Genomic DNA, 11,286 nt, shown 5'->3' with positions numbered 1-11,286 from the left:
CAACAGGCTGCGCCTTTTTCGTTCAAGGCCTTGCTATGTAATGGCTGCTATCCGGGAATGGGGAGCAGTAGGACGCGGGCCGCCAGTTCCCGGATCAAGAATGGTAGACTCCCTGGCCAAACCACATACTGATCGCTGTTTCGAGACAGGAGACACCGCATGGCGTTGATCATCGGCCTGACCGGCGGGATCGCCTCGGGCAAGTCCACCGTGGCCCGCGCCTTCGCGGCGCTGGGGGCACCCTGGGTCGACGCCGACGATATCGCCCGGGAGGTGGTCGAGCCCGGCGAGCCGGCCCTGGCCGAGATCGCCGAACGCTTTGGCGCCGGGGTGCTCAACGGCGACGGCACCCTGAACCGCCGCGCCCTGCGCGAGATCGTCTTCGCCGACGAGCGCGAGCGCCGCTGGCTGGAGTCGGCCACCCATCCCCGCATCCGGGAGCGACTGGTCGAGCATCTGGCGCGCATTCACGCCTCCGGCGCCCCCTATGGCCTGCTCGTCTCGCCGCTGCTGTTCGAATCCGGTCAGAGCGAGATGGTCGACCGCACGCTGGTGATCGACGTGCCCGAAGCGCTGCAGATCGAGCGCACCGCCGCCCGAGATGACGTGGATGCCGACCAGGCCCGCGCCATCGTCGCCGCCCAGATGCCCCGCCGCGAACGCCTGGCCCGCGCCGACGACGTGCTGGATAATGGCGGCAGCGAAGCCGCGATGCGCCGTCGGGTCAGTGAACTCGACCGCTATTATCGCGAGCTGGTGGCCTAGTCCTCTAGGAGCCCAAAAGGAGCCCAAAGTCATGATTCATCGAAGACTGACGTGAAACCTGTAGGCAGGGGGAATCGTGGGAGGCCGGGTTTCCCGGGCGATGGCGCCGACAGGCGCCCGTTAGTCTTGTTGCATTCTTCTGGCCCATCCGGGGAGGCCGTTGGCCTCCATTCGCCCGGCAGAGCCGGCCTCCCACAATATACTCCAGCCTCCCACGATGAATCCCGGCCTTCGATGAACCCGGGCCTCCCCATACTCACTGCCGAACGGATTCACGCCAGTTTGCGATGAACCAAAGTTACTCGCCCTACGGAGCCCCCATGAGCCAATCACAACGCCCCCTGGAAGTCGCCTGCCCCCAGTGCCGCAAGAAGGTCGAGTGGCGCGAGGAGAACCCCTACCGCCCCTTCTGCAGCGAGCGCTGCCGGCTGATCGATCTCGGCGCCTGGGCCGATGGCAGCCACCGCATCGCCGGTGAGCCGGCCATGGACGAGACCGAGATCGACGAGATGATCCTGCGCGCCGAGCGCGGCTTCCAGGACGAACCATGACCACACCCTCCTCCCAGCGCCCCGAGTACCGCCTGCTTGCCGAGCTGGAGGCGGCCTTCGACGCCCTGGTCGAGACCACCGCCGCGGTGGCCGAGGCTTATGCCCGCGCCCCCGGCGCCTGCTGGATCTTCGGCGAGCCTGAGCCGGTCGATGGCGAAAGGGCCGCGGCCTGGCTACGCGAGGCGCTGCAGGATGTCTGGTATCAGGATGGCCAGGACGGTCGTGCCACCCGCGCCTATATCGGCCTGGTGGCGGCCAGCGAGGGTGTGATGGAGGCCGTGGCGGCGGCCAATGCCGCCAAGGCGGCGTTCGCCGCCCTGACCGCCAAAATTCGCGACCAGGCGCCGTCATTGATTCCCGAGGCCAAGGCGGTGCTGCCCTTCCGCCACCCGGCCCTGCACGACCACCTGCGCGGCGAGGGGCTGGCCCGGGTCCACCTCAAGCAGTGCTGGCGGGCCATTCCGGCAAGCGAGGCGCCGCTGGCCCGGGTGCGCCTGGCCTGGTACTCGAGCGGGCGTTCGATCAAGAAGCTGACGGTGCAGGAGGCCGAGCAGAAGCTGCTCACCTTCGACAGCGAGGCGCCGCATATCCGCATCCAGCTGCGCCGGCTGGCCGGCATTCCCAGCGGCGAGCCCCTCGCCCAGGTGCAGCGCCAGGCCCCGCTGATGCGCGCCAACCTCTTCTATCGCGAGCCGCTGGAGGATGGCCGCAGCCGGCGTGCCATGAACGTCGCCCTGCCGCTGTTCGTGCCCTCGCCGGATGGCCGGCTACCCGACCATAACCTGCCGCCGCTGCGGCCCCCCGAGACCCGCACCCGCGCCCGCCGGCGCGACGAGAAGCTCGAGGATGAGCCCTTCCTGCCCAGCCTGCGGGTCTATCGTTATCGATAAGGCCCAACCTCCAAGCGCGGTAGAGGCTCACAGCCGCTGCTCGACCCGCTCGAGTATCTGTCGGCTCACGCGGTTGACCAGCGGCGTGGCGGCCTTGTTGACCGCCCTCTCCAATAGCTTGCTGCGCAGCGTATAGGTCAGGGTCAGGCTGACCTCGGTGCCCCCCTCCACCGGGCGCAGGCGGTAACGCCCCCGGTTCTCCACCCCATCCAGCGACTCCCAGGCCAGCGCCTCCGGCGCGCGGCGCTCGGTGATCGCCACATCGAAGTGCCAGTCGCGCCCCACCGCATGCACATGCCAGCGGAAGCGGTCATCGCCCAGCGGTTCGATGCTGTGGATCAGATCGGAGTAGTCGGCGAAGTCCTCGACGCGCTCCAGCAGCGCGAAGACTCGCTCCGGCGCCGCCGCGAGAATCGCACGGTGCTCGATGGTGGCCATGGCATGCTCCCTGCTACACGGTTCAACGAATCAACGAATCAACGGATCAACGGATCAACGGATCAACGGATCAACGGATCAACGGATCAACGGATCAACGAAAGCCTCGAGTATCGCAGCTCCCTCAGGGGTTTTGGAAATCCACGCCCAATGTCACCTCCAGCTGATGGCCCGCCTGGGCCGCCCAGGCCAGCAGCGAATCGCGCAGCGCCTGCTGGGCGTGGCGCTCGCCATGCACCAGCCGGATATGGCGCGGCGGGCGACGCATGCGCCGCACGAAGTTCAGCAGATCATGCGCATCGGCATGGGCCGAGTAGCCGGAGACCGTCTCCACCCGGGCGCGGATATCGATGCGTTCGCCATCGAGCGCCACCCAGCCACCCCGGGGCCCATAGCGCTGGATATCGCGCCCCGGGGTGCCGGCGCCCTGGTAGCCGGTAAACAGCACGCAGTGGCGTGGGTCCCCCAGCATGCGCTTGAGGTAGTTGACCACCCGCCCACCACTGACCATGCCGCTGGCCGCGATCACCACCGCCGGCCGATGGCTCTCGGCCAGATAGGCTACGGTACGCTCGTGCTCCTCATGTGAGCTAACGGTATAAAGGTTCTCGAAGCTGAGCGGATGGCGCCCGGCGCGCAGCCGGGCGTGGGCCTCGGCGTCCCACCAGGGCCTGAGCTCGCGGTAGACCTCGGTAAAACGCGCGGCCAACGGAGAATCGACGATGATCTCCAGCTCGCGCCAGCGCCGGCTGCCGGCCCGGTGGATCAGGGTCTCCATCTCGTAGAGCAGCTCCTGGGTGCGGCCGATGCTGAAGGCCGGGATCACCACCGTGCCGGCGTTGGTCAGCGCCCGGTCGATGGCCGCCTTGAGTCTGCCGCGGCGCTGGCGGCGATCCTCGTGGCGTCGGTCGCCGTAGGTGCTCTCCAGCACCAGGGCATCGCAGCCCCAGGGCGACCGCGGCGCCGGCAGCAGCGGCGCATAGGGTGCACCCAGATCGCCGGAGAAGATGACGCGCTCAACCGCCCCGCTTTCACGGTCGAGAACATCCACCTCCACATAGCTGGAGCCGAGGATATGCCCCGCCTGCTGCAGCTTGACCCGTACCCGGTGGCGGGCATCGTCCACCAGGGTGTGCCACTCGCGGTAGGCCAACGGCACCAGCCGCCCCTCCACCTCGCCCAGGAAGCGCTCGATCAGGGCGCGATCGCGGGTGAAGCCGATCTTCAGCGCATCCTCGATCACCAGCGGCAGCAGCCGTGCCGTGGGCACGGAACAGAGGATCGGCCCCGCGTAGCCCGCCGCCAGCAGATAGGGCAGCCGGCCGATATGGTCGATATGCACATGGGTCACCACCAGCGCCAGCAGATCCTCGACGGGAAACGTCACCTTGAGCTGCTCGAAGCTGTCGACATGGTCGGCATCCTGGCCCTGGAACAAACCGCAGTCGACCAGCAGCGCGCGGTCGTCACCGATCTGCAGACGATGGCAGCTGCCGGTCACCCCGCTGGCGCCGCCATGGTGGGAGATGAAGGGGAAGGTATCGAGACATTCGCGCATGGGGTGGGCCTCCCTGCCGGTTACGTTAACGACAGTGTAGGCGTGCCGCCTCATTCCGGCTGGTCCCAGGCGGCAGGTCCGGCGCAAGCTGTCTACGCTGTGTGAATACGCCATGTAAAGGAATGTCAACGCGGAGAGTCGCGATGCGCCCTAACCGGTATGGAATTCTGACGACAGCGCTTGCCAGCCTGCTGCTGGCCGCCGGCAGCGTGCAGGCCGCGGAGGCGGTGCTGGTCAACGGCGCGACCCAGGGCCAGGGCACGCTGCGCTCGCGCAGCGGGGAGTGCTTCGCCATCACGCCGCAGCATGTGGTGGGGTTGGGAGGGGTGGGGCTCACCGTCACCAACGCCGAGCGTGTCCGGGCGCCGGCGCAGCATCTCGGCGACTACGGTGACGATATCGCCCTGCTTCGCGTCGACGCCAGGGGGCGCATGACCTGCGGCGCCACCTGGCCGCGCAGCGAGCCGCTTGACGAGCTCCTCGAGGAAGCGGTGCGCCTGGGCCGCCAGGGCACGCTGCTGCGCGTGCGCCCCACCGGCGGTGTCGAGTCCCATGCGGTGCGCTTCACCGCCCTCGAGCCGCGCCATGTGGAGGTCGTCCTGATCACACACAACAGCGAGGCCTTCCAGGGCATCAGCGGCTCCCGCCTGCTGCTCGAGGGTCGCCCGGTGGGCATGGTGCTGGAAACCCTTCAGGACACCATTCGTGTCTATCGCCAGGACGCCTTGAATCGCCGTCTCGAGGCGTTCTTCGCCGATGATATCGGGCCGATCCCCGCCGGCGACCTCCCCCTGGAGCCTCGCCAAGGGCGCGTGGTGGTAACGACCCGGACCACGGTCCGTGAGTCGCCCACCCCGTTTGCCAGGGCGATCCGCCGCCTGGAGATCGGCCAGAGCATCGAACTGCTGGGCAAGGTGAAGGGGCGCCCCTGGTGGCAGACCGCCGAGGGCTATGTGCGGGTCGCCCATACCGCGCCCCCCTAGCCGAGCCATGCCGTTGTATCGATCATCCCCACAAGGAGACTCCCTATGCCCACCAAGCCCCTTGCCACGCGGTTGCAGCGCCTGAGCTCTCTCGCTCCCCAGGCCTTGGCACTGGCCTTGCCCCTGGTCCTGGCCCTGACGGGCGGCGTATCCCCCGCCCTGGCCTTCGACCAGAATCGCTTCGAGGCCGCCCAGGAGCGCGCCGCCCTGCTCGACCAGGTGCGCAACCTGCTGGCCGACGAGAGCGCCTCGGTACGACTCGCCGTCTTCGAGGAGGTGATGAAGGATGACGACCCCGTGCTGCGCAGCATGGCGCTGGAGGCCGCCTTCAGCGGTGACGACGAACGGCTGCATACCGCCGGCCTTCGCCAGCTGCTCAAGGAGCGCGACTTCCTGGCCGTGGAGCTGATCGAGCCCATGGATCCCAGCCAGCCCCAGGCCTACACCTACAACATCTGGCGCGAACTGATGCTGACGGATCTGAGCATCGATACCGACACGGATCAGGTAAGCGGCAAGTTCAACAGCGCCAACAGCGGGGGCCGCTTCACCGGCCAGCTGACGCGCGGCGGCTGGCGCCTGCAATTGAAAAGCGGCCACTACCATTGCCATCTGACGCTGACCGAGCTTGGCGGCGTCGACCTGATGGGCTCGCTCAACTGCGCCATTACCTCACGCACCGCCGGTGACGACTATGCCGGCGGCAACCGCGCCGCCCTGCCCTTCAGGATTCGCCTGTCATGAACCGCTCGAGCGTTGGACGCATCCTGATCTGTGGCGGAGTGATGCTGGCTGGAGCGACGCTAGGCGGGGCGATGCTCGGCGGCCTTATCCACTCTTCCCCCGTGCGTGCCCAGCCGAGCGACTCGCAAGAGAGCCTGGCACTGACGGCCACGATCCTGAACGAGGGGTATGAACCTGCGGTCGATGTCTCCGGCACCACGCTCAAGGGAGTGATGGTAGAGCCCAGCGGCCACCCCGACGGCCAGGCCGAGCACCAGCACCTCTATCTCTGGCTGCCCGCTCAGCTGGAGACACGCGAGAAGCGCCTCTGCCTCTCGCTCAACTCCCGGGATGGCCAATACGTCAGCCTGCTGGAGGTGCCGCTGGGGAGCGGCCCGGCGCTGAGTTCGCCGCTCGAGGCCGATACCGTGCTGCGTGCCGACTTCACCACGACCAAGCCCGAGTACTACACCCATTACGCCGACACGCCCCCGCCCCACCGCCTGGCGGTGCTCGCCGAGCTCAAGGTCGACTGCAACCCCGCCACGCCACGCGATGCCGTGGTGGTGACCGGATGGCAGCCCTATGCGGCACCGCCCGAAACGCTAAGCGTGCTGGTCAATGCCGGCCGGCTGGAGGCGCTGCTGGCGGTATGGCTGGAGAACAACCTCGGCAACCAGCAGCAGCAGGGCCTCCGCTGCGCCCCCATCGAGGCCGCGTCGCGCATCGCCTACGACACCGCCTGTGAGCTTCGTTTAAGTAGCCTGCACAAGTATGGCCGACTGCTTCTCGACGACCCGGGCAGGCTACCCTCGGTCATCCTGCGCCGCGGCGGCAGCGTGGCGGCGGCGGTACCACTGGAACTCCAGCTATGAGCAGTCCCCCCACCCCTCGGCGCGGTGGGCACGGCCTGCCGAATGCCCTGCTGAGCGGTCAGCTGGCCGACCGCCCCATCGGCCAGATCCTGCTGGCCCTGGCCGCCACCCTGGCCGCCCTGCCGCTGATCCTGCAGCTGCTCACCTGGTCACTCGAGCGCCCCTACGCCTTCTATATCAACGCCAACAGCGAAACCCTGCGGTTGACCATCCAGGAGAACGCCGCGGCCAGCTGGTTTATCGCGAATGCCCTGATACGAGAGCGCGCCGAGACCCTGCCCGACCCAACGGCTCCCATTATCCTCCACGACTCTCAGACGGAGCTGCAAAAAACGCAGGCCACGCCATCACAGCCCTTTCGCGGCTGCCTGGAGATCGGCCCCCACGCCGAGGTGACCCTGCATCGCCAGGGTAGCGGCGCGCTGATGGTCAGCGTCGAGGGACTACCGATCGAGCGGCGCCAGGCGACGCCCGCCGTGATACTGCGACCGCTGATCACCCCTGCTCACGGAACCGCTGACACCCAGTGTGCTCACTCCCACGCCCAGGGCATGCAGACGCTGCAACGGATTACCCTGGAAGCGACCATCGGCGAGCAGCCCCTCAATGGCACCCTGCGGGGGCGTGGCCGGATCGGGGGGGATCCCTACTTTAGCACCCTGGCCCAGTCGCCGCCGCTGCTACGCGGCGGCGAAGTGATCGCCATGGGCCGCCGGCTGTTCTCGGAGCGTGCCTATACGCTGATGGAGGCGCCGCTGCATCTCGGCGATACGCTGAGTGTTCTCGACTCTCCGAAGCCGGAGGATGAGTCGGCGCTGGTCACCTGCCTGTTCTCCGTCGCGGGGGGCGAGACGGAGCTCGGCGGCATCGAGCTCTCCTGCCACGCCAATGGCCAGGCCCTCTCCATCCTTCGCTATGGCGACCGCAGCCGAGACAGCCTGGCGCCGCGCCCCTGGGACGTACTGATCAACGAACCCAGTATGCAGGTCGTGCTGCCCCTGGCGATCACCGGCCTGTTCGTGTTCGCCCTGCGGCTGCTGGATGGCTGCTACCCCGGGCTCTGCCGACGCCTGGGGCGCGCACGCAAGGGCAGCATGGGTAACAAGAGCGAGGAGAGAGAAGAGGACGATAGGGGCAACGAAACGGAAAAGGGCGGCTAGCCCTGGCAGAGCGCCAAGCACCAAGCGCCTAAGACTAAAACAACAGCAGGCCGCCAATCCTGGGATCGGCGGCCTGCTGGGTCTTGCCGGGGAATCGTTATCAGAAGCGGCTATGGCGCCCTGGCAACAAGTCCTGCGTCGCGCTTACTTGCCGCTCTTGGCGGACGCTTCCTTGCCAGACTTGCTGGTGGCGGAAGCGGTGGCCTTCTCGACGCTCTCCTGGACCTGCTGAAGGCTCTCCTGAACCTGCTGAACGCTCTCCTGGGCCTGCTTGACGTTGCCCTCGGTCAGCTTCTGGCTCTCCTGCACGAACTCCTGCTGCAGGGCCACGACCTTCTCGGCATCGCCCTTCAGGCGCTCGGTCAGCTGCTTGGCAACGTCCTGCTGGCCCTCAACGTAGCTCTTCAGGCCTTCGGCATCCTTGACCTCGGTCAGGCGACGCAGCTGCGCCAGGTTGAGATCGGTGTAGGCCTTGGTCGCCTCGAGCTGGGCATTGACCAGCTTCTCGGTGTAGTCCACGGACAGGGCCACGAAGGCACGAGCCGGGGCGAAGAACAGCGAATCGATCTGGGCGGTATCGAACTGCTTGGTATCGAAAGTAAATACGTTGGTCATCTGGGAACCTCCTGGTTCAGTGGCTGTGAACGGAGCCTCTCGCTTGAAGGTTCCGCTCTGTTGCACTGCAACAATAGCAGGCTTTTTTGTGCACTGCAACAATCGGTCAGAAATTGACGCCATCAAGCACCAATCCGGATGCACTACCACTTATACCATTCAGTCTTCCCACAATTTTACTCGCTTACAGCTAAATATCTGACGCCCGGACACCAAGAGTCTTAGCATCGGAGCCAGTTTCTAGCATTTCATTCGTCTCATGCTCCGGGTTACTCTCCTCGTAGGCTGGATACAAGTGCCTTCTAAGTTTTATGATATTTTCCAGTTTTTCATTGTTCTCCAAAAATTCATATGACTGCTCCAGCCAATTGAGCTTGCCTAGGTCCAGCCGAATGCTAGCTTCTTCTTCCAGCATATTTGAGTAATAGGCAACCAACGACTTATTTTCATTATCCAATGCTGCTGCTAAGTTTAACTGCAAATTCATATTTTGCAGAAAACTAGGGGTTCCAAGTGGGTTGATCACCTCTCTCATATTTACAACTCTTTCTCCCTTATCAATGAAAACCTTCTTCACATACCAAAGCGCCTGAAGATGCGTGGCCATAAACAGCATTATAAAAGGTGCCGCAACATACACAAAAAACCGAACTATAAAAGTATAACGATAAGAAAATTTTCTTGTTTTGAAACACAAATGATTTACAAACCCTAGCAGCAACAGGAAAGTCAGCCAATGAACCGCTGACTGATAAAGCGGAAACTCAGTCATGCTGTGCAGTGCTATGGGGAAAAGAAGTGCTAGAACAATTGCACTTTCACTAGGCTTCGCTTTCTTAAAGATACTCCATAGCAACCAAATAGAGAATATGAGAATTGCCAAAACAGGAAGAAAACCACCTTCAACACCCCAGAACAATAATTCATTGTGAGGGTGGCTAAAATTACTCACACCTAAAAACCTTTCTGTAATAACAGGCTGATTAAAAGGCAGCCCGGCCCTCCAGTCCGCAAAGCTAAATAAAAACTCTTTCTCGAATTGGCCATAACCCCAGCCTAGGATAGGCTTATCTAGCATCATTGATAAGGAATGTTGATAAACCACACTACGCGCCCCGACTTCTGAAAGGCTTTTCAGCTGCTTCCCGTCGGCAATCATTTCAAACTGAAAAATCACAAAAGCCAACAACATTCCCGCTGCCAAACTTGCCAGCCAAATAAAACTTTTTTTCTTATCAACCAACCATAAGGAAAGAAGAACTAGCGGAACAGATATGAAAGCAGCGACCCACCCAGTTCTGGAGTTCAACAGCACTAGAAGGGCTGGGATAAAAGCCGGTGCTAGCAGCATATAAGCACAGCTCAACTTTCTACTTGCCCCAGATAGCAACCAGCCAGAGACAGCCAGCCCTGTAACGAGGAATGAAGCCATTAAGTTTGGCTGTCGAAACACCCCAAACGGTCTATGCTTCTCTGGGTTGTAATCAAGCCAATTTTCAGGCGGCAAGATATAGTATTGAAGGTAACCGAGAAAAGACTGCACAAGCACACCCGTCAGGATTGACAAGCCTACCCACCACCAGTCGCGATCCGTCAACTTGAGTTGGAAAACTCCTACGAGCAGTGCTGCACCCGCCAACAATCCCAACATCCTCGGCAGAGCGATAACCGACGACTCACTCCATGACCAGATAAAAGGAAGCCATAAGAAAATCAGTACCCCCCCTAGAAACGAATGAAATCTACTGAGAAGGATCACTCCTTTTGTTATTGGCCACAGAGAGATGGCAACCAGCGCAGTGAAGCCTATCCATACAACAGCATTGAAAGGTTGTAGCAGCCCACCACCGCCTAAATTGGGAAATGTAACCAACATTAATCCCCCAAAGATTGCAAAAACTATTACATAAAAAAACTTCCTTATTAAAAACAAATTGACAAATTTAATCATTCAACACTCACCACACAAGGCACATGTATTAAACTAAAAAGGGCCAAGCAAGCTTGGCCCTTTTTATCTAATTAAATAAAAGTATCAGAAATCATCAATATCAACTTGAGCACCAATGGGAACTGATACTTCTTGATCTCTTTGCAGACTTGTTGCGCTAAGCGCGTCTGCAGTCAAAACGATTGTATCGGGATCACAAGCACTCCAATCATAAGTTGATTGATCAGAAGCTAAATCTGAGCTTACAAATATCGCAGTTCGTGCAGCAGAAAGTTCTTGCTTACACGCTGCAGCATCAGCTTTATCTTGATAATTAGCATACTGCGGTATCGCAATCGCACTCAAAATCCCAATAATCGCCACCACAATCAGCAGCTCGATCAGGGTAAAGCCACCCTGAGCCTTGTTCAGCCGTGCCTTCTTCATCATCATTTGCTTCATTCCTTACCCCTTGCTTGCTGTTCCGCCGTGGCGCTTGTGGCGTGAGCCCTGCTGTGCTACCCGTGCGGTGTCGGTTTCGATGGTTGGGAAGGGCCTGGGCCCGACCATATCCACCAGGATTAAAAGTCTCATCCTTGGTTGATGGTTACATTAATTTACGCTTTGCAACCTTGCAAGGATTATTGTAGGTCAAAACTGCATAAGTACCACAATCTTGATGCATATCAGATTGCATAACTCACGCCGCGCTGGCAAGCCCCCTCTCGCGGCCCAAGCGGCCGCGGACGCGGGCGATGGGTGGGCGCAGAAGGTACGAACGGCTAGAATGGGGTGAAT

11 protein-coding genes and 1 pseudogene are annotated in these 11,286 nt (G+C 62.0%); 7 read left to right on the top strand and 5 right to left on the bottom strand.

Features of this window, described 5'->3' with window-relative positions:
- Positions 1-165: 165 nt before the first annotated feature.
- The 3 genes from coaE to E0702_RS15430 all read left to right on the top strand — a co-directional run bounded on the left by coaE (position 166) and on the right by E0702_RS15430 (position 2,206).
- Positions 166-765 carry a dephospho-CoA kinase gene (gene coaE, locus E0702_RS15440; RefSeq protein ID WP_132045449.1) on the top strand — a complete coding sequence of 200 codons (600 nt, stop codon included), beginning with the start codon at positions 166-168 and terminating at the stop codon, positions 763-765.
- Between the two features lie 320 nt (positions 766-1,085).
- Positions 1,086-1,316 carry a DNA gyrase inhibitor YacG gene (gene yacG, locus E0702_RS15435; protein WP_132045437.1) on the top strand — a complete coding sequence of 77 codons (231 nt, stop codon included), beginning with the start codon at positions 1,086-1,088 and terminating at the stop codon, positions 1,314-1,316.
- On the top strand, positions 1,313-2,206 hold the full coding sequence (locus E0702_RS15430) for a DNA replication terminus site-binding protein (protein WP_132045435.1): 894 nt from the start codon (positions 1,313-1,315) through the stop codon (positions 2,204-2,206). Before yacG ends, E0702_RS15430 begins: the two co-directional genes overlap by 4 nt.
- Before the next feature lie 27 nt (positions 2,207-2,233).
- On the opposite strand, the gene E0702_RS15425 is transcribed toward E0702_RS15430, so the two are convergent.
- Both E0702_RS15425 and E0702_RS15420 read right to left on the bottom strand, forming a co-directional pair.
- On the bottom strand, positions 2,234-2,644 hold the full coding sequence (locus E0702_RS15425) for an SRPBCC family protein (RefSeq protein WP_132045433.1): 411 nt from the start codon (positions 2,642-2,644) through the stop codon (positions 2,234-2,236).
- Positions 2,645-2,768: 124 nt separating this feature from the next.
- Positions 2,769-4,202 (bottom strand): MBL fold metallo-hydrolase RNA specificity domain-containing protein, encoded by a 1,434-nt coding sequence (locus E0702_RS15420; protein ID WP_132045431.1) that lies wholly within the window; start codon positions 4,200-4,202, stop codon positions 2,769-2,771.
- A 143-nt stretch (positions 4,203-4,345) separates the two neighbouring features.
- Between E0702_RS15420 and E0702_RS15415 the strand changes: the two genes are divergently transcribed.
- The 4 genes from E0702_RS15415 to E0702_RS15400 are packed head-to-tail and all read left to right on the top strand — an operon-like array spanning position 4,346 to position 7,943.
- Positions 4,346-5,185, top strand: a complete 840-nt coding sequence (locus E0702_RS15415) for a hypothetical protein (protein ID WP_132045429.1) — start codon at positions 4,346-4,348, stop codon at positions 5,183-5,185.
- A gap of 45 nt (positions 5,186-5,230) precedes the next feature.
- Entirely contained in the window at positions 5,231-5,929 is a 699-nt protein-coding gene (locus tag E0702_RS15410) for a hypothetical protein (protein WP_132045427.1), read from the top strand.
- On the top strand, positions 5,926-6,783 hold the full coding sequence (locus E0702_RS15405) for a hypothetical protein (RefSeq protein ID WP_132045425.1): 858 nt from the start codon (positions 5,926-5,928) through the stop codon (positions 6,781-6,783). The genes E0702_RS15410 and E0702_RS15405 overlap by 4 nt, the downstream gene beginning before the upstream one ends.
- Positions 6,780-7,943: a hypothetical protein gene (locus E0702_RS15400; protein WP_132045423.1), complete on the top strand. Its 1,164-nt coding sequence runs from the start codon at positions 6,780-6,782 to the stop codon at positions 7,941-7,943. Before E0702_RS15405 ends, E0702_RS15400 begins: the two co-directional genes overlap by 4 nt.
- A 144-nt stretch (positions 7,944-8,087) precedes the next feature.
- On the opposite strand, the gene E0702_RS15395 is transcribed toward E0702_RS15400, so the two are convergent.
- The 3 genes and pseudogenes from E0702_RS15395 to E0702_RS21750 form a co-directional block, all read right to left on the bottom strand.
- Entirely contained in the window at positions 8,088-8,558 is a 471-nt protein-coding gene (locus E0702_RS15395) for a phasin family protein (RefSeq protein WP_132045421.1), read from the bottom strand.
- Between the two features lie 190 nt (positions 8,559-8,748).
- A complete protein-coding gene (locus E0702_RS15390) occupies positions 8,749-10,509 on the bottom strand; it encodes a PglL family O-oligosaccharyltransferase (protein WP_132045419.1) in 1,761 nt (586 codons plus the stop codon).
- Between the two features lie 308 nt (positions 10,510-10,817).
- Positions 10,818-10,935 (bottom strand): annotated as a pseudogene (locus E0702_RS21750) (pilin); the annotation flags it as partial.
- Between the last annotated feature and the right edge of the window lie 351 nt (positions 10,936-11,286).

Origin of the sequence: Halomonas marinisediminis, from assembly GCF_004347715.1 — a bacterium.
Taxonomy (GTDB): Bacteria; Pseudomonadota; Gammaproteobacteria; order Pseudomonadales; family Halomonadaceae; genus Halomonas; species Halomonas icarae.
Note: the sequence above shows the minus strand (reverse complement) of the source record. Positions and strands in the feature narration are given on the sequence as shown.